General features: G+C 59.7%; 7 protein-coding genes. All 7 read left to right on the top strand.

Features of this window, described 5'->3' with window-relative positions; genetic code table 11:
- Positions 1-230: 230 nt before the first annotated feature.
- From pglW to LRA98_RS11660, 7 genes are read left to right on the top strand one after another with little or no spacing between them, the layout of a single operon-like run.
- Complete coding sequence (gene pglW / locus LRA98_RS11690; protein WP_238634082.1) at positions 231-4,445, top strand: BREX system serine/threonine kinase PglW; 4,215 nt, start codon at positions 231-233, stop codon at positions 4,443-4,445.
- 43 nt (positions 4,446-4,488) lie between these two features.
- Complete coding sequence (pglX, locus tag LRA98_RS11685; protein WP_238634083.1) at positions 4,489-8,142, top strand: BREX-2 system adenine-specific DNA-methyltransferase PglX; 3,654 nt, start codon at positions 4,489-4,491, stop codon at positions 8,140-8,142.
- A gap of 50 nt (positions 8,143-8,192) precedes the next feature.
- Positions 8,193-9,182, top strand: a complete 990-nt coding sequence (locus tag LRA98_RS11680; protein WP_238634084.1) for a PP2C family protein-serine/threonine phosphatase — start codon at positions 8,193-8,195, stop codon at positions 9,180-9,182.
- Between the two features lie 13 nt (positions 9,183-9,195).
- On the top strand, positions 9,196-12,861 hold the full coding sequence (locus LRA98_RS11675) for a phage resistance protein (protein ID WP_238634085.1): 3,666 nt from the start codon (positions 9,196-9,198) through the stop codon (positions 12,859-12,861).
- Positions 12,851-15,586: a BREX-2 system phosphatase PglZ gene (pglZ, locus tag LRA98_RS11670; protein ID WP_238634086.1), complete on the top strand. Its 2,736-nt coding sequence runs from the start codon at positions 12,851-12,853 to the stop codon at positions 15,584-15,586. The genes LRA98_RS11675 and pglZ overlap by 11 nt, the downstream gene beginning before the upstream one ends.
- 4 nt (positions 15,587-15,590) lie before the next feature.
- On the top strand, positions 15,591-16,913 hold the full coding sequence (gene brxD / locus LRA98_RS11665) for a BREX system ATP-binding protein BrxD (protein ID WP_238634087.1): 1,323 nt from the start codon (positions 15,591-15,593) through the stop codon (positions 16,911-16,913).
- Positions 16,914-16,915: 2 nt separating this feature from the next.
- Positions 16,916-19,009 (top strand): DEAD/DEAH box helicase, encoded by a 2,094-nt coding sequence (locus LRA98_RS11660; RefSeq protein ID WP_238634088.1) that lies wholly within the window; start codon positions 16,916-16,918, stop codon positions 19,007-19,009.
- The last annotated feature ends 198 nt before the right edge of the window (positions 19,010-19,207 follow it).

Raw genomic sequence — 19,207 nt, 5'->3', positions numbered from 1 at the left:
CACGGCGTCTCACTCTACGCATCGTCAACGCAGGTGCTGGGCTATGACAGGTGGACTGTCGATGAAGTCAGCGAGCGGCAACGCCAGCTGGTGAATCACCTGGCGGAGGCATGGGACCTGCGTTAGGCAGCACGTCGTAGGGCATAGGGCATCGACAGGAGCAGGGGACGACAGTTGCTCATCTCACGTACCATGGCGGCGGCTGCGCACACCAAGGGATCGAGGAGGCTATGGAACCACCACGCTGGCAAGTTGTGACCGAATCCCAATTCCCGTGGGAGCGGCAAGCGCTGGACTACCTCCGGCCCAGGCTCCCGGACCACGAACCTTTCCGGGCCTGGGTGAACTTCGAGTTTGTCGCCGACGACGGGAGCGTCAACGAGGTCGATCTGCTCCTGGTCTCGCGCAGTCGGATCTATCTCGTCGAGATCAAGAGCCACCCGGGCAAGATCAGCGGGGATGCCGGAACATGGACGTGGACCCGGGATGGCCGCACCAGCAGCTTCGATAACCCTCTGTTGCTCGCCAACCGGAAGGCCAAAAAGCTGAAAAGCTTGTTGCAGGCCCAGCGGGCATTCAAGAAGGGGGGCGGCCGCATACCCTATATCGAAGCGGTGGTTTTCCTCTCCAACACCAATCTCGACTGTCAGTTGAAAGGTAACGCCCGTGCTGGCGTCTACTTGCCTGAACAAACGGCGAAGAGCCAGCAGGAGGGGATTATCCCGCTGCTGCGGGGTGAACTGGATGGTACCTCCAAGGCCTCCGTTGACCATGGTCTCTCACGACAGATCAAGCAGGCCATGGAGCAGTGCGGGATACGCAAGTCCCAGCAGGAGAACAAGGTTGGTGACTTCCGGCTGGAAGGGCTGCTTCGCGAGACCGATCTTTATCAGGACTGGGAGGCCACGCACGTCCGCTTTGAGCGCAGTCATAGACGCGTGCGCATCTATCCCTACGCGTTGACGACCTCCGAGACGAGCCGGAAGGAGCGTCAGAAAGCGGCGGAGCGGGAGTACCGCATCCTGGATGGCGTCAAGCATCCCGGCATCCTTCAGGTGGAGCAGTTCACCGAGCACGAGCGTGGCCCGGCACTGGTCTTCGAGCATCCGGAAGGGGTCGAGCGGCTGGATCAGTGGCTGCCAGTGCACCGGAAGAGTCTCGATTCCGGCACGCGGCTTGAACTCATTCGCCAGATCGCCGAAACGGTGAAGTTCGCTCACGGCAATCGGCTTTATCACAGGGCGTTGAGTCCCGAATCCATCCTCGTATACCAGGACAAGCAGGCCGGTCTGAGCGTCAAGCTTTTCGACTGGCAAAGCGCCCGCCAGGGCACTGACACCGAATCCAGCACCCGTCTGTCGATCGCAGAGACGTCTGCACCCAGTTACTGGGGTGGCAACCAGGCGGAGGCGTTCATTGCGCCGGAGGCGATGGTAGGCGCGGGGTATGACGATCAGCGCATGGATGTCTTCTCCCTGGGGTGTCTTGCCTACTACCTCTTTTCTGAGACGCCTCCTGCGGACAGTGCAGAGAGTCTACGTGCCACGCTCGAGGCCAAGGATGGGCTTCAGCTCTCGGATGTCATGGACGCGGCCCCGACGTTCCTTGATCAGTTGATCCGCGAGTCGACACGCCCGGAAGCAATGGATCGGCTCAACGGCGTCGACGAGTTCCTGGTCGGGCTCGAAGAAGTCGAAGAGGAGCTGACGCGTCCGGACCTATCGGATCAACCGAACCCGCTCGATGCGCGGCACAAGGACGTGCTGGAGGGAGGCTTTACCGTTAAACGGCGGCTCGGCAAAGGCTCGACTGCTGTCGCGTTGCTGGTCACGCGTCACGATGGCCGTGAGGGGGTCCTGAAGGTTGCACTTGAGCCGCGCCTCAATGACCGCATCGAGCGGGAAGGCGAGGCGTTGAGGCAGCTACGGCATCAGAATGTTGTCGAACTCTATGATCAAATCACGGTTTCCGGGCACGCCGCGCTGTTCCTCGCGAGAGCAGGTGCCGAAAACAAGTCCGGCACGGAAACCCTTGCCCAGCGAATCCGTGAAGAGGGGAGACTCAGCCTTGATCTGCTGCAGCGTTTCGGCGACGAACTACTGCAGGTCACGGCCTGGCTTGAGCAGGTTGGCGTCTCCCACCGGGATATCAAGCCTGACAACATTGGTATCGGCGAGACACCTGGCAAGAAGCTTACGCTGGTCCTGTTTGATTTCTCCCTGTCTGGAACCCCGCAAGAAAACATCCGAGCCGGTACGCCGCCGTATCTGGATCCATTCCTGCCCAAACGCCGTCCGCAACGGTGGGATCTGCACGCGGAGCGGTATGCGGTTGCGGTAACGCTTTACGAGATGGCCACAGGGGTGACTCCGTCCTGGGGGGATGGCTACAGCGATCCGACGCTCACCGACGATGAAGTCCATCTCGATACAGAGCAGTTCGACGCCTCCGTCCGCGATGGTTTGAGCCGGTTCTTCCGCAAGGCGTTTGCGCGGGAGCCCAAGGATCGCTTCGATACAGCGGAGGATATGCGTCGTGCCTGGTTCCGGGTATTCGAGAACGTCGACCGTCCCACCCGTACAACGCATGACGGCGACGAACCGGATCTCGACGCCCTACTCGCCGAGGCGCTGCCGCACCTCGAGCGCACAACGCCCATTGCCGAACTTGGACTGAGTGGCCGGCTCATGAACGCACTCGTCGACCGCCTTGGCGTGAACCAGATCGATGACCTTCTGCGTTTACCCCGCATTCGCCTGTACCGGAACAAGGGGCTTGGCCAGAGCACCGTTGCCGATATCCGCAACATTGCTGAGCGGCTGCGCCGTCATTTCGATAACGGGGACGCGCAGGTCGACGAGGACGACAGCTCTGCGCCTGCCAGTGCACCGCAGTACTGGAGCCTCGATAGGGTCATCTCGCGGATTCTGCATAACCGCCTCAAGGACGAAGAGTCGATGCTGCTGCGAGGCTTCCTCGGCCTGGTGGTCCCTGACGAGCAGCGGTCTGGGGGGGGCGACGAAGAGCGGCCTGTTGGTGAGTGGGCGGATCCCAGGGATGCAGCCAGGCGCCTCGGTGTATCCCGCCAGAGCCTCGAGGAGGTCCTTGAGCAGGCCCGTGAGCGCTGGAACAAACATCCTTGGATGAGCGCACTGCGTCAGGATGTGGCGGAACTGGTGCGCCGTCACGGTGGTGTTCTCACCCTCACGGAACTCTGCCACGGCTTGATCGCCACCCGCGGGGCCACCACCGAAGGGGACGAGCGGTTCCGCCGGGCGATGGCCGTTGCTGCCGCGGCTTCAGAGGCCGAGGACGCGGTGGAGAAGCCCCGCTTTGTCGTGTTTCGCGGTCAGCGACACACGTTCCTGCTCGGCACTCAGCATCTTGAGGAAGTCTGGGGTGAGCTCGGGGGCGAGACGCGTGCGCGCTATGCGGAACGTCTTGGGGGCGAAGCGGACCGCATGGCGCAGGAGGACCCGCTTCTTCCGCCTCAGCGAGTGATTGAAGTTCTTCGGTCGGTGGAGGCGCCAGAACCGCAGCTCCCCGACAACCGGCTCCTCAACCTGGCGATTGCAAGTTCGGAGAACGCCGCGTTGTCGAGTCGCCTGGAAGTCTACCCCCGGGGGATGCACGCCGAGCGAGCCTTGCGCCTTGGCTACGGCGCATTGATCGGGCCCAAGGCCCTCAAACCCCGGGATATTCGACATCGCATTGCGAGACGCTATCCCGAGGCGGAGCCTCTCCCGGATCATCCCAAGCTGGACGAACTCTTGGAGCGCGTGGGCTCGCAGCTAAAGTGGGATGGCAAACAGGGGCAGTACACGGTCGCGAGTGCCTACACGTCGGCGACTGCAGGCGAAACACGTGATACCACCAGCCTCGATGATGATGAGCAAGGTGAACGCGCCGCGGAGGTCGAGCGCAAGGTGCGACGCGTTGCCAGTGAAGGGCGCTTTTTAGCCCTGCGCATTGGTCCGCGCCATATGGTGAAGGCCCAGAGGCGATTGGCGAGCGGTTACGGCCTTCAGGCTTACAACCTTGAAGGCGAGTTGCTTCGGGCCATGCGCGACGTTGCCGATGAACGGCGGGTGCAGTGGTCGAAGGTCCTTGAAGCGGACGCCGCTGGTCCAAAGGGGCCGGACTGGAAGAAACTGTTGCAGGTCGTCGGGGAAGCGGTTCGCCGGATGCGCCCGCACGTCATTGAGCCGCCCCAGCCGTTGCTGCTCCTCAATCCGGGCCTGCTGGTTCGCTACGGGCATATTGCGCTGCTGAATCAGGTGCGCGATGCCTGCGAACAAGGCAAGCACCCGGGGGTACTCCTGCTCCTCCCCGGCTCAAGCGCGACCACCATGCCGGTCATCGACGATCAGGCTCTACCCATCGTGCATGCATCGGAATGGTTACACGCCGATCGCCACTGGCTGGATGCACCGGCGAACGCCTGACCTCATTGCTTCTGCAAGACCAATTAGAACGGAAATAGAAAAGATGCCTGTAGAGCTTGAAACCCTGCGCCGGGACCTGCAGCAACAGGTCCGGCAGCTCACCGAAGACCTGCGGGAACGCAGTGACACCGTAGATGCCGTTCGAGACCGACTGCAGGGCGAATACAGCCAGGCCCGCGATAGCGGGCGAACCGCCGCGACCTACAACGAATGGCGCGAGGGCATGCTGACGCAGGGTGCGGTCGCGTGGGTACTGGGTGGCGTGTTCGTGCGCTTCCTGGAAGATAACGGGTTGCTGCCGGAGCCTTTCATCACGGGCCCGGGTGACCGGGCGCGTCAGGCACGGGAGCGACGCGACGGGTATTTTCGTGAACACCCCACGGACAGTGACCGTGACTACTTCCTCGATGTATTCAGGACGGTCGGGACCCTGCCGGCACTGAAGGAACTCTTCGACAAGCGGCACAATCCGTTATGGCAGCTCACGCCTTCAGGTGACGCCGCCCGCGATCTCTGGGAGTTCTGGCGACGGGTTGTCCCGGAAACGGGCGAGCTCGTTCACGATTTCACCGATCCGGAATGGGAGACGCGTTTTCTGGGGGATCTTTACGAACAGCTCTCTGAGCATGCTCGAAAGCAGTTTGCCCTGCTGCAGACGCCAGAGTTCGTTGAGGAGTTCATCCTTGACCGGACGCTGGAGCCTGCCATTGAGGACTTCGATCTGGAGGAAGTCCGCCTGATCGATCCGACATGTGGATCAGGGCACTTTCTGATCGGGGCCTTTCACCGGCTTCTCGGTCGGTGGCAGCGAAAGGCACCCGGAATGCCCATTCGTGAGCAGGTGAGCAAGGTGCTTGCTGCGGTCGCGGGTGTGGACATTAATCCATTCGCCGTCAATATCGCCAGATTCCGTCTTCTGGTCGCTGCGCTGAAGGCAGAAGGTGTGCGCAGAGTAAAGGAGGCACCGGGTTACCACTTCGAGCTGGCTGCCGGCGACAGTCTGCTGCACGGACTCCCGCTTGATGAGTTGGGAATGGACCACTCGGCGTCCATGCGGCAAGACCCAACCTTCGGCCATGCATATGAGGCGGAGGACAGCGAAGCCCTAACTCGTCTCTTGGGCAGGCATTATCATGCGGTTGTCGGTAATCCACCTTACATAACCGTAAAAGATAAGGCACAGAACGCTTTATACAGAAGGTTCTACCAATCCTGCAGTCGTCAGTATGCTTTAACAGTCCCTTTCGCCGAGAGGTTTTTTCTCCTAGCAATGCCGGGGGGAGGGCGATTGCCCTCCGGGTATGTCGGAATGATTATTGCTGACAATTTCATGCGAAGGGAGTTTGGAAAGAAGCTGGTTGAGTCTTTCCTTCCGAAAGTAAATGTTACTCATCTAATTCATACAGCTGGGGCATATATACCAGGTCATGGCGTTACAACGATTATTCTTTTAGGTAAGTCAGAGAAGCCCTCCTCCGACAAAGTGCGTGCGTTGGTGAGCCTTAAAGGTGAGCCTGGTACGCCAGTGGATTCCTCGCAAGGAAAAGTATGGAAAGCAATTGTTGATCAGGTTGATTGTGTTGGAAGTCAGAGCGAGTATATTTCCGTCGAAGATATTGATAGAGGAATCCTTTCTGTTCACCCATGGAGCCTTTCCAGTGGGGCGGCGCAAGATGTCAAGATATTGATAGAGGAAAATCGTGTCTCACTTGGTGCGAGGGTTACATCTGTTGGGTTCTATCAAGATACTCATGCAGACGAAATCTTTGTATTGCCAAATGATTTCATTGATAGATATGGCTTGGGTGACTGGTTTCGTTTTCAAGTGAGGGGCGAGTTTGTTAGGCACTGGTGTCTTTCTTTTTTTGAGTCAATATTTTTTCCTTTCGACGAAGAATTGAATATTGTTTCTTGTCTTCCTGCGCGGGTAGAAAGAGTTTGGCTGTTCCTCTTTAGGACGTTTCTTGGGGCTCGCAAGACCTTCAGTGGAGCCACCTACAAGGAGGGAGGAGTTTCTTGGTTTGATTACCATCAGTTCCCAAGGGGGCGTGCTAAAGATAGGCGGTCTATCGCATTTTCTGAGATCGCAACCCATAATCATTTTGTCCTTGATGAGGAGGGGTTTGTTTTTAACAGGTCGGCGCCAGTGATAAAGCTTGGTTCGTCGTTTTCATATCTAGATTGCGTAAGTTTCCTGGCTGTTCTTAACAGTTCGGTTGCGTGTTTTTGGCTGAAACAAGTTTGCCATAACAAAGGCAGTACAGTCGATTCAAAGGGGGCGCGTCAGACAACGGACTCGTTTGAGAATTTCTATCAGTTTAATTCGAGTAATGTGAAGCGATTTCCTCTTCTAAATGATTTCTCTATTTTTTGGGGTTCAGAAATTGACGAACTGGCAAAAAAAAGAAGGAATATTTATCCCTATTACTTAAAGGCCTGTTTGCCTGCTTCTCGTGCAGACCTAGAAGAAATTAGGGATAAAGACCGTCGAGTCCTGATGCGCATGATTGGGTTGCAAGAGGAGATTGACTGGGAGTGCTACCACCTTTATGGGATTGCTCCCTATAGTTTGCACTATTCGGATTCGAATGGTGACCCCAGAACCCCACCGCCCGTTCGGTGTGGTGAGCGGGCTTTTGAGATTGCCATGGCGCGCTCCATGGGAGCGGGTGAGTTGGAAACGACCTGGTTCGACCGCCATGGCTCTCAGCCCGTCACCGAGGTGCCCGAGCATTGGCCAGAAGACTATCGACGGTTGGTGGAAGAGCGCATCCAGTGCATCGAGGGTAACCGATACATCAACCTGCTTGAACAACCGGAGTACAAGCGGCGGTGGAACGTCGATAATTGGGAAGATCTTGAGCGGGATGCCTTGCGGGAGTGGCTGCTTGATCGCTTGGAGGAGGGCCGCTACTGGAACACTCACACGCTGCAGACGACCAACTCATTGGCGGGCCTGGCTGAGACGGATCAGGACTTCGTTGCCGTCGCTGAACTCTATCTAGGACAGAGCGGCGTGAATGTTCAGCGACTGGTGGCGGAACTGATCGAGGGTGAGTCCGTCCCCCTGTTGCCAGTGCTCCGGTACAAGAAGGACGGCCTGCGGAAAAGGGCCGACTGGGAGCGCACCTGGGAGCTACAGCGCCAGGAAGATGCGGTTGACGCGAAAGTGGCCGCAAGCATGGCGCGGCGTGAGAATGAGTCCGACGAGGACTTTCAGCAAAGGCTGAAGGGGGAACAGGACAAGGAGAAGCGGCGGCGCGTTGGGGACATCCCGGTGCCGCCCAAGTACAAGACAGCAGATTTCCTGAACACGACTTTCTGGCGCCTGCGCGGTTCTCTGGATGTTCCCAAGGAGCGCTTCTTCAGCCTTCCCCATTGCAGCCCGGACGGTGACGACGGCCTGCTGATTGGCTGGGCCGGATGGGACAGCCTGCAGCGCTTGCAGGCCGTTGCAGGGTGTTATACCGATCGCCGCCAGGAGGCAGGCTGGCCAGCGACACGCCTGACGCCGTTGCTTGCGGCGATGGATGAGCTCTTGCCCTGGGTGAAGCAGTGGCACAACGAGCCGGACCCGGAGTTCGGCCGCATGGGGGATTTCTTTGAGACGTACCTAGCCAGCCAGCTGCAGGAGCTGGGACTCACAAGGGCCGATCTCACCGCCTGGACACCGCCTGTGACTCGGCGAAGGAAGTAATAGGCAGAGATATGTGGCGTACTGGGGTTCATCGGTGAGGCACGGCGGGCATGGCGCATAGCGGGCAGTTGAATCTCGACTTCGCGCCGGCCACGGGGTACGTGCGGGGCCGATTGGAAGGTGCTGCAACTCCCGATGGGCTGGCCGTGGCGTGGTTCAGTCTGTGTGCGCTGAGAGCTGGAGAGCGCGAGGAAAACCAGGACAACGTCGTGATCGTCGATGCAACCGGCAAAGCGACGTACCTGAAGGACGGCACGCCTGACTGCGTTGTTCACCCGGACTGGCCCTCCGGCAGGCTGCGTGTTGGTGTGGTGGACGGTATGGGTGGACACCAGCATGGTCGCGAAGTAGCAGAATCGGTCGTTGCCCGGGTTGCAGAGATGCCGGCGGCGGATGGACCGAACGATCTGGTGAAGAAGCTTGACGCGCTGCATGCAGACCTGCACGAAAAGTGGGGCAATACCCTGCGATCGCCCGGCTGTACGCTGACGCTGTTGGAGGTGGTCTCGCGCAGCGAGGCCTGGCTGTACCACGTCGGCGATAGCCGCCTGTACGCCATGGACGACGACGGCGCCGTGTCTGTCTTCACCATGGATCACGCGCCTGCCACGCGGGCGCTGATCAGTGGGCAGATCAGCGCAGAAAGCTGGCACCGTGAAGTGCACCAACGCCCGGGCAGCCGGATCAGTCAGGCGTTCGTGCTGGGCAGCGCTCTGGGTGAGGGCGGTGGAGGGTTGGCGCCGGAGTTGCGCCACCTTTCGGCGGGTGATTTGCCGGATACGCTGCGCGACAAAGCGGACTGTCGGGTTATTGCACTGGTGCCGGGCGCACGGTACTTGCTGGCCACGGACGGCCTCTGGGCCGTTCCCGATCCGGCGAAGCTGGTTCAATCCAGGTGGCCTGCTGCGCTGCGCAGAGCGACAGATGCGGAGGGCGCGTTGCAAGGGCTGTTGGACTGCCTGAAGCGTGCTGCCTCAGAGGGATCGTCGGACAATACAACCGCGCTGCTACTCCAGGTAGCCGCGCAGTCTGAAAAGTAGAGCGGGACCAAGCATGACGAAGATCGCAGACATCATTGATGTGCCGAACGAGGTCCACCAGGGGGATTTCGTGCTTCGCCTGACCGAAGGCGTGCAGGACCCTGAAGGCACGTTGAGCAGCTATGTGGTTACGCCGGAGTTACGTGGCTGCTTCGACCAGTCGATGAGTCTGGTGAAAACCGCTCTGGAGGGGCACACCAGCAAGGGCGCATACCTGCACGGGAGCTTCGGTAGCGGTAAGAGCCATTTCATGGCGGTGTTGACCCTGCTTCTGCAGGGGAGTGCAGATGCACGCTCGATCCCCGAGCTGGCCAACGTCATCCACAAGCACAATAGCTGGACCCAGCAGAAGCGTGTGCTAGTGGTGCCGTACCACATGATTGGTGCGCGCAGCATGGAGGCTGCCGTGCTGGGGCATTACGTTACCTACATCAAGCGTTTGCATCCGGATGCGCCAACGCCGCCGGTGTACCGCAGCGAGGGCCTATTCGAGGATGCCCGCAAACTGCGTGCAAATATGGGCGATGAAGCCTTCTTCGCCAATCTGGGTGCCGAGCAGGGAGGTGACGATGGCTGGGGCGATTTCTCCGGCGGCTGGGACCCGCAGAGTTTTGACGCCGCCATGGAAGCAGAGCCGGGCACCGATCTTCGTGATCGTCTGATCACGGACCTGGTCGATAGCTACTTTGGTCATGCGGGGGATTTGGCCGGGGATGACGCTCAAGGTCTGGTGGATCTGGACCGGGGACTGGCTGTCATCTCCCGCCATGCCCGGGACCTCGGGTATGACGGGTTGGTGCTTTTCCTGGACGAGCTGATTCTCTGGTTGGCGAGCCACGCCTCGGACGAGGCCTTTATCAACCGGGAAGGGCAGAAGGTCGCGAAGCTAGTCGAGTCCATGGAGGCGAGTCGGCCGATCCCGATCGTGAGTTTTATTGCGCGTCAGCGGGACCTGCGTGACCTCGTAAGCGAGCACATGGGGGGCAATGAGCAGATGCGCTTTGCCGATGTGCTCAACTGGTGGGAGGCCCGCTTCGACAAGATCACGCTTGAGGATCGAAACCTTCCAGCGATTGTCGAGAAGCGCCTGTTGCGGCCGAAGTCCGACGATGCGAGAAAGAAGCTCCAGGAGGCGTTTGAGCAGGCGGCGAATGTGCGGGAGGGCGTTCTGCAGACGCTGCTCACGCGTGAATACACCAAGGAGCAGTTCCGCCAGGTTTATCCATTCAGTCCTGTACTGGTGAAGGCGCTGGTTGCGCTGTCCGCGCTGCTCCAGCGCGAGCGCACTGCGCTGAAGCTGATGCTCCAGCTGCTTGTCGATCAGCGGGATACGCTGGAGCTGGGCGACATCGTGCCGGTGGGGGATCTCTACGACGTGCTGGCGAACGGCGATGAGCCGTTTTCCCAGGCGATGCGCATCCACTTCGACAATGCTCGCCGCCTGTATCGCAACCAGTTTCTGCCATTGCTCGCGGAGCAGTACAACACGACGGCTGAGGCGCTGGACAATGGTGAATTGCCCGCCGGCCAGGAGAAAGCGTTCCGGGCCGACGACAGGTTGGTGAAAACCCTGCTGCTGGCAGCGCTCGCCGATGGGGTGGAAGAGCTGGCAGCCATGACACCGGCTCGCCTGGCGACGCTGAATCACGGCAGTGTGCGTTCGCCTATCCCGGGGCAGGAAGCGACGGCGGTACTGCAAAAATGCCGGCGCTGGGCCAGCCAGATCGGGGAGATCAAGATCAGTGATGAGGGCACGGATGCCACCATCGCCCTGCAGCTGGTCGGCGTCGACACCGACGGCATCCTCCAGAATGCGCTGAACGCGGACACACACGGCGCCCGAAGCCGCCTGATTAAGGAGATGATCGGTAGTGATCTGGATCTCAAAGAAACGGACGACATGTGGCGATCGCCGGTGCTGGGCTTCCATTGGAGAGGCACACCCCGCCAATGTGAAGTGAAAATCATTAAGGTCAAGGACCTGGTTCTCGAGGGCTTCAAGCCAAGCGAGGCACCCTGGAGCGTCGTCATGAGCCTGCCTATCGGTGATGCAGTCTCACACGACCGGGCGAAGGTGCAGCAGTTCCAGGAGGCGGAGGGAGAGAGCCCGACGCTTGTCTGGCTGCCGTCGGCATTTAGCGCAAAGGCTCAGGAGGAGGTGGGTCGCCTCACAGTTCTTGAGCATGTGCTGATCGGGCAGAATTTGGCAGCCTATGGGAATCATCTCTCCCAGGCGCAACGCGATCAGGCGAAGATTCTCCTGACCAATCAACGGGACCAGTTACGTCAGCGTGTCAGGGCCAATCTCTTGACTGCCTACGGCATCAGCCGTGTCAACGAGGATGCCGTGGATTCCGATCAGGATCTGGATGATCACTTTATCCCGCTGATGTCAGGAATCCATCTGCAGCCCCCAGTCGGGGCGAACTTCAAGGAGAGCTTGCTGCATCTGATGGATCAGATGCTGGTGGCGCACTACCCCGAACATCCAAGGTTCCGGATCGAGGTCCGGGTCAACGTGCTGCGAAAGGTCCTTAATGTCGTCACTCGCGTCGCTGGTTTACCCGAGGGTCGGGTGGAGGTGCCAAAAGAGGACCGCGAGGCCATGCATGGAATCGCCGTTCCGCTTCGGCTCGGGGATATGGGCGAAACGCACTTCGTGCTCGGGGACTATTGGCGGGATCGCTTTCTCCGTCGGCTGCACAATGAAGACGTCCAGCAGTTGACCGTTGGTCGTTTGCGCCAGTGGCTGGAGAGTGAGCAGCCTATGGGGTTGCCGACAGAAGTCCAGAATCTGGTGATCTTAACGTTCGCCGAGCAGACCAATCGCCGGTTCCATCTTCACGGTGGTCCCGTTGAAGGACAGCTTCAGCGGCTCGATGACCAACTCGAGCTGCGCGAGCAGGCTTTGCCAGACCAGACGGACTGGAACGAAGCGCTGGAGCGTGTCGGCCATCTGTTTGGCGAGGCAATCGCACCGCAACTGAACGCGACGAACGTTGGGGCGCTCATCGATCGTTTGCGGCACCAGGCAGCGACAAACCGGGAAGCCGTTGGGCGGCTTTGTGAAGCGCTCGATGCGAGGTTGCGGTCGGTTGATGTCGATCCGGAAAGCTCTGATCGACGGCGCAGTGCGCAGGCAGCCCATGTGCTTGTCGAGCAACTCGCGCACGAGGACGACGAACGCCTGGTGGAGACTGTTGCTCATGCCGAGGTGCCAACCTCGACCGTCGCTCTTGGGGCGTCTATTGGGCGAGCCAGTGAGCTGGCCGATGCTCTGGAACAGTCGGGGCTTTGGGATGTACTGCCAAGGCTGCGAGATCTCCCGGCTGCTTGGGGACAGCGCGTTGACGAAGTGCTGGATCAGGTTCGTGAGGCCTTAATTCGCGACGAGCAGACCGTGCCATTGGTGGGAGGGCTCAAGCAGGCCCAGCAGAATGCCCTGGAAGTTCTGACGCAGGCCGCAACAGGAGGCGGGAGCGCCCCCCCGGAACCGAAGCCCGAGCCGGATCCCCCCCAACCGGGTTTTGGCCAGATATCTCGTGGAACGCGACGGGTGAGTGCCCAGCGCCTCACGGAAGCCTTCGAGGCGCTGAAGACAGACCTTCGTGATGTTTCCGAGCGGGCGGAAGTGGAGGTGAGCTGGACGATCTACGATGAGCGGGGCAATGACGAATAACCAGGCACCAACAGCGGCACATGCCTCGGGCGCGACGCCGCGAACCATCGAGGCGCGGGTTACTGGCCTCGTGTCGCGCTACGGTGAAGGTGTCGTGGCCATTGGCATGAGTGGCCATTGGTCCGCTGGAGAAACCGTTGAGATCAACAGTACGACCTGGCCGGTTCGCCAATGCGATTCCGTGCTCTCAATGGGCCTTGCGTTGACGGAACTGGAAACACAGGACGGTCGTGGTGTCGTGCTGACATCGCTGTCCGAGAGCGATCTGCCGGAGGACATGTTGGCACGACTCCAGGGCCGACGACTCCATCGACTTGATCCCTGGGACAGTGTGTTGGCGCTTTTCGGTGCGGATGATCTGGACCCACGGGTGCCTCGGGATGATTGGCTGGCACAGCTGCTGATCGCAAGCGCGCCGGCTGAGGGGTACGCACCCTGTCAAGGCAACACGCTGGATGCAGATACCGTCTGGGGGTGCTTGTTCCGGAGGTATCTGGAGTTTGGCGAGGACGTTATTGACGCAAAGGCCTTACTGAGATGGCTTCTTCAGCCGTCCGGGGCTGCGAACTGGCAGCGTCTCGATTCGGACCGTCGCGATGTGTTCCGCACTGAGGTAAAGAGGCGTGCCGGAGACTTACCCCTTCTCTTTCTGACTGTCGTCGAAAGCGGGTATGCAGAGTCCCTTTTGGCGCTTGGTCTCGTCTGCGAAGTGCTGTTCGAGAAGAACGGCACCATTAGGAGTGGGCGGGAACTCGCGGTGGGTCGAATGGAGCGGTACCTCGGTGGAAAACCGCTTGACCCGGGATTGGGAGCGCGCTGGTTTCACATCGCCAGGGAAGTGTTGGGTGAGCTCGATACGGAAGCGGCACAGAAGCACTTATCACGGGCACAGAGTCTGCTCGATGCAATGCAGGTGAGTGAGGCTGGTGCTCAGAGTCAGCTGCTGCAGCAGGGACTGGAGAATCGGCTCGTAGAGTTTGCGAACGCCTTGAATGCAGCGCTTGATGCGCCCGGCATGGTTCACGATGTAGAGGAAGCGTTGGCGCGTGTCCGGGCCCATCACTTGAGTGCGATGCATGTCGAGCGCGTTGAACGGCTGAACATGGCGCTGCGTTTGTTGCGCTATTTGGTCGGAACACGGGCGGATAGGGCTGCTACCAAGCCACAGCCGGGTCTTCAGAAGCTGTCGGAGCGGCATCAGATCGAGCACAGCTTTGTGGACTGGGCCCGGCGGACGCTCCTGGGTTCCGAACCTGACGAGACGCTGGGTGCTGCCCTTGAGAATCTGCTGAGTGCTGTCCGCCGGGATCGAGAGGAAACCAATAAGCGCTTCGCACAGGCACTGGCTGACTGGGACCGTCAGCCGTTCGCTGACAGTGCGTTCGTGGGGGTGGAGTCAGTCCTTGACCGTGTGGTTGCGCCCCTGGCGAAAGAGGCACCAGTCCTGCTGCTTGTGATGGACGGAATGGATTACGGCGCATACCGAGAACTTGAAGCTGATCTCACGGCGCAGGGGTGGGCGGCCTACGGTCCTGCGGGGACACGCCGTGTCCTATCGGGCCTTAGTACCGTGCCGAGCGTCACCAGCGTCGCCCGCACCAGCCTGCTCAGCGGGGAAATCTCCCAAGGGAACGCTGATCGAGAACGCAAGAAGTTCGCGAGCCACAAGGGCATGATGGAGGCTCTTGGTGCTGGTCGGCCGAAGCCTGCCCTGTATCACAAGGCCTCTTTGAGCGAGGGAGGTGCTGACCTTTCGGAGGAACTGCGAAAGGAAATCGCGAATACGAAGCGACGGATTATTGGTGTCGTCTTGAATGCCATTGATGATCATCTTGCCAAGTCGGATCAGATCCGTCTCAAGTGGGGCACGGAGCAGTTCCGCCAGTTATCAGCACTGCTGGAGGCGGCAAGGATCAACGGTCGGACCGTGATTCTGACCAGTGATCACGGGCACGTAATGGACTGGCACAGTCACAAGCCGTGTTCTGCCGAGGATGGCCGTTGGCGCCGGACGGAAGGAGAGCCACGGGATGGCGAGATCCTTGTGAAGAATCCGGCGGTGCGTGCAGGGTTGGATGTTGATTCTGTAATCGTCCCTTGGAGTGAAAGCATCCGTTATGTTCGCCGAAGTAACGGATACCACGGCGGGGTGACACCGCAGGAGATCGTCGTCCCGGTTTCCGTTCTTCGGTTCATCGCAATGGACGATTCGGATGACCTGCCGGGTTGGGAGGCTCTGCCCGAGCGCGAACCCTCCTGGTGGCATGGGGAACCGCTGGAGACAGAAGCTCCTGCGCTAGCCAAGCGGTCTGCGCCTGCGCAGCCCGTGGCCCCACGCCGTGATGATCACCCCCAGCTGGGTCTGCTCGAAGAGGCGGGACAGGGTGATGAGTCGGAGCATGGCAGATTGGGCGATCTTGTCGATCAATTATTGTCTTCAGCCACCTACAAGAGGCAGCAGAAGGCTGCGGGCCGAGTGGCGCCGAAGGAAGAGGTGCTGCGTCAGTTCCTGAAGTCACTGTTGGAGGCGGACGGGCGCCTGTCTCGAAAGGCGCTGGCAACAACGCTTGCAATGCCGGAGTTTCGAGCCAGGACGCAGCTGGCTGCAATGCAGAGGGTGTTGAACGTCGATGGGTACGCGGTGGTCCGCGAAGACCCGTCGAATCGTGAGGTACTGCTCGACCGCAGGCTTTTGCAGAAGCAGTTCGACCTCGGGGAGAACTAGCAAAGTGAGCGACGTCGATAGCATCAGCCCTGAACGCCGGGACGAAATCCTTGACGCCCTACGCCGAGGGACGGTGCCGGCACAGAGCCTGGATTTACTGGCCGTTGGGCTGCAGGGATACGAGGAAGCGCTTGATCATGAGTTGACTGCCGCTGAAGCGGGGCGTGGCGTGTTCAAAGCAGTGCGCGGTGAGTACGGTTCGGGCAAGACCTTTTTTGCGCGATGGCTTCAGGAGCGAGCTCTCAGCCGGGGATTTGCGACCACTGAGGTGCAGATCTCTGAAGCGGAAACCCCGTTGCACCGCTTGGAAACAGTGTACCGCCGGTTGGTGGAGCGATTGTCCGTCGCGGGGACCCGTTACGGGGCACTCCGGCTCGTTGTGGACGGTTGGTTCTTCACCCTGGAAGAGGACGTCCTGGCTGAATATCCGGATCTCACTGACGAATCGGAGCTTCTGGACCGGACAACTGCGCTCATGGAGCGCAAGCTTGAAGAAGTGAATCGCAATGCCCCTGCTTTTGCGGCGTGCCTGCGGGCCTATCGCCGCGCTCTCAGCGAGGGAGAACAGGGCATTGCGGACGGGTTGCTGGCTTGGCTCGGAGGGCAACCGAACGTGGCTGCCAGTACCAAGCGCTACGCGGGGATCAAGGGGGATATTGATCACTTCGGAGCGATGAGTTTTCTTCAGGGACTGCTGATCGTGCTCCGGGACTCCGGACATCCGGGGTTGGTTTGGGTCCTCGATGAAGTTGAGACGCTGCAACGCGTGCGGGGTGATGTGCGCGACAAGGGGTTGAATGCACTCCGACAATTGATGGACGAAATCGATGCCGGCCGTTTTCCGGGGCTGTACCTTTTGATGACGGGAACACCGCCATTCTTCGAAGGACCGCAGGGGGTGCAAAGACTGCCCCCGCTCGCGCAAAGGCTTCATGTGGATTTCCAGACAGAGCCCCGTTTCGATAATCCGCGAGCTCCGCAAATTCGGCTACAGAACTTTGATCATGCACGGTTGCTGGCGGTTGGCGAAAAGGTCCGCGATCTCTTCGCTGCTGGGGCGCCAGCGCAGGAGCGCATCCTGGCCAAGGTAGATGATGCGTACCTGGAGGCACTGGCAACGGCTGTCACCGGCAATCTCGGAGGGAACGTCGGGATTGCCCCAAGGTTGTTCCTGAAGAAGCTTGTGGCGGACATCCTGGACCGTGTTGATCAGTTCCCGGACTTTGAACCGCGGGAGCACTACGCGCTTACGGTCACGCACAACGAACTGACGCCACAGGAACGTGCGGCTGCCGGCACAAGCTCCGTTGACGACATCCAGCTATAGCCGTGAACGCTTTCGATCAATTCCATCCGGCCGTACAACACCATGTGGTGAATAGCCTCGGTTGGTCGAGCCTTCGGCCCCTCCAGGAACAGGCCATCCAGCCTTTGATCTCAGGCAAGCACGCGTTACTGCTCGCGCCGACAGCAGGAGGCAAGACCGAGGCGGCCATTCTCCCCGTATTTTCGCGCATGTTGAGTGAGGACTGGCGGGGATTGTCAGTCGTCTACTTGTGCCCGATTAAGGCACTACTGAATGACCTGGAGCATCGACTGCGCGGTTATGCCGCGCTTTTCGGGCGGTCCGTAGGTGTCTGGCATGGGGATATCGGTGCCTCTGAGCGCAAGCGTCTCCGTGATAGCCCTCCTGATATCCTGCTCGCGACACCGGAATCCCTTGAGGTGATGCTGGTCTCCCGACTCACCGACCACAAGGCACTTTTTGCTGACCTTCGCATTGTGATTGTCGATGAAATTCATGCCTTCGCCGGAGATGACCGCGGTTGGCACCTCATTGCCTTGCTCGGGCGTTTGGCCGGTCTCAGCTCTCACCCGATACAACGGCTTGGCCTGTCAGCCACGGTTGGTGACGCGGACTCCCTGCTCTCCTGGTTGGTTGGGGGCGCACAAGGCGAGGGCGAGGTGATTGCTCCTGCCGCTGGTGAGGCCACAGCGCCGGAGGTGACGCTGGACTTTGTCGGTAGTCTGGATAACGCCGCCATCGTAATCTCGCGTCTGCACGTCGGAGAGAAGCGTCTCGTGTTCTGCGATAGCCGGCGCCAGGTGGAACAGCTTGCGGTGGCGCTAGGTGGGCACGGTGTTGAGACCTACGTCTCCCACAGTTCGCTGTCCCAGGACGAGCGTCGGCGCGCCGAGGCGGCATTCGCTGAGGCGCGAGATTGCGTAATAGTAGCCACAAGCACTCTTGAGCTTGGCATCGATGTCGGTGACCTTGACCGCATGATCCAGATCGATGCCCCTGGCTCGGTCGCATCCTTCCTTCAGAGACTTGGTCGCACCGGTCGCCGGAACGGTCGAAGAAACGCACTCTTCCTTGCGACCTCTTCGGGCGCATTCCTGAAGACAATCGGCCTGCTTCACCTCTGGCGCTCGGGTTTCGTGGAACCCGTAGAACCGCCGGCGTTTCCCATTCATGTCCTCGCGCAACAGATCCTCGCCTTGGTGTTGCAGGAAGGCGGGGTTCCCCGATCGGAGATGCTCAGGTGGCTGCAACCATTTCTCGACGCGACGGCAATCGAGCCACGTAAGTGTGATGGGCTCATCGACCATCTTCTGGCCAACGGAGTGCTGTTCGAAGCTGATGGCCTCGTGTCACTCGGTGATGACGGTGAAAGACTTTACGGAAGAAGAAACTTCCTTGAACTCTTCTCCGTGTTCATGGCACCGCCATTGTTCTCTGTCTTGGAGGGTAGAGCAGAAGTGGGTCTGGTTGACGAGACGTCCCTGATTCAGCCAAAGGACGAGCCGGTTTATTTGACTCTGGCAGGGAGAGGATGGAAGGTCACCCACATTGATTGGAGCCGACGGCGGGTTTGGGTTGAAGCGGCCAATGCAGGAGGTCAGGCGAGGTGGAGCGGATCGGGCCCAGGCCTGTCTTGGGAGCTTGCCCGTGCTGTTCCCGACGCATTGATTAACCATCAGCTCCACGATGTGCTATCACGACGAGCGCTGGAAGCTCTCGAGGAGCTTCAAGACGAATTCGATTGGGTGGCCCCGACCGGCAGTGTCTGGGTTGATGCTGCAGATGGGCAGGCTTGGTGGACTTTTGCGGGGGCGGAAGCCAATGCGGTCTTAGTCAGTCATCTGCGCGAAATGGCACCGGGGAGGTTCACCTGTGACGCGTGGCGTATCCGCCCGAGGCATACAGCCGTGCAGAAGCATCAAGCTGCGATTGAGCTCCTTGAGTCAGCCACGGCTAGTGGGCTTTCAGCATCTCTCGATGATATCGAGACGCGGTACAAGTTCACGGATATCCTTTCTAAGCAGTTACAGGACGATTTAGCCTTTCAGAGAGGTTTCTGGCTCTCACCCACGAAAGCAATGATGTTACGGCCATTGGCTCACGTACGCCGAGAATGACAACCATAGATCCCTCGCTGAGGAAGGGCGGCGCACGCAATTGCTCGAATTCTCCCTTGATGGCGTTTCTGCAAACATGTCGCACTGGCGGAGTTGCGTCCAACTCGTTGTAGCTGACTGTTCGGTTAGGCAACCTGTATGGGCGGATGGGGCCGCTGAAGAACAAAACAGCCGAGCAGGTGCATGCAATGAGAGATG

Origin of the sequence: Halorhodospira sp. M38 (genome assembly GCF_022227985.1) — a bacterium.
GTDB classification, from domain to species: Bacteria; Pseudomonadota; Gammaproteobacteria; order Nitrococcales; family Halorhodospiraceae; genus Halorhodospira; species Halorhodospira halophila_A.
Note: the sequence above shows the minus strand (reverse complement) of the source record. Positions and strands in the feature narration are given on the sequence as shown.

Excerpts from the sequence above, each read along its gene's own strand:
- LRA98_RS11680 (WP_238634084.1), top strand. The coding sequence starts at position 8,193 with ATGGCGCATAGCGGGCAGTTGAATCTCGACTTCGCGCCGGCCACGGGG.
- pglZ (WP_238634086.1), top strand. The coding sequence starts at position 12,851 with ATGACGAATAACCAGGCACCAACAGCGGCACATGCCTCGGGCGCGACG.
- pglW (WP_238634082.1), top strand. The coding sequence starts at position 231 with ATGGAACCACCACGCTGGCAAGTTGTGACCGAATCCCAATTCCCGTGG.
- LRA98_RS11675 (WP_238634085.1), top strand. The coding sequence starts at position 9,196 with ATGACGAAGATCGCAGACATCATTGATGTGCCGAACGAGGTCCACCAG.
- pglX (WP_238634083.1), top strand. The coding sequence starts at position 4,489 with ATGCCTGTAGAGCTTGAAACCCTGCGCCGGGACCTGCAGCAACAGGTC.